The following is a 580-nucleotide window of genomic DNA, read 5'->3' as shown; positions in this document are numbered from 1 at the left end:
GCGCGGCGCTGGCGCGGGTCCGTGCTGAGGCTGAGGAAGCTGTGCGTTCCGGTGCCGGCCACATCGCGCTGACCGACCAGCACTCGGGCGAGGGCAAGGTGGCAATGCCGATGATCCTGGCGACCTCTGCCGTGCATTCGCATCTGACCCGCAAGGGCCTGCGCACCTTCTGCTCGCTGAATGTCCGTTCCGCCGAATGCATCGACCCGCATTACTTTGCGGTGCTGATCGGCTGCGGTGCCACCGTTGTGAACGCCTATCTGGCCGAGGATTCGCTGGCCGACCGCATTGAGCGCGGCCTGCTGGACGGCAGCCTGACCGAAAACGTCGCCCGCTACCGCGAAGCCATCGACCAGGGCCTGCTGAAGATCATGGCCAAGATGGGTATCTCGGTGGTCTCTTCCTACCGCGGCGGTCTGAACTTCGAGGCCGTGGGTCTGTCCCGTGCCATGTGCGCCGAGTTCTTCCCGGGCATGACCTCGCGCATTTCCGGCATCGGTGTGACCGGTATCCAGACCAAGGTGGAGGAGATCCACGCCAAGGCCTGGAACACCACCGAAAACGTGCTGCCGATCGGCGG

Annotated in this window: 1 protein-coding gene; it reads left to right on the top strand. The window is 65.0% G+C overall.

Going from position 1 to position 580, the window contains the following annotated elements:
• Positions 1-580, top strand: a 580-nt coding sequence (locus tag RA19_RS25410) for a glutamate synthase central domain-containing protein (RefSeq protein WP_039168765.1), incomplete at both ends; no start/stop codon positions are given.

Source organism: Leisingera sp. ANG-M1 (assembly GCF_000813745.1).
Classification (GTDB): Bacteria; Pseudomonadota; Alphaproteobacteria; order Rhodobacterales; family Rhodobacteraceae; genus Leisingera.
The sequence above is the reverse complement of the archived record's forward strand: the minus strand, read 5'-3'. Positions and strand labels throughout refer to the sequence as shown.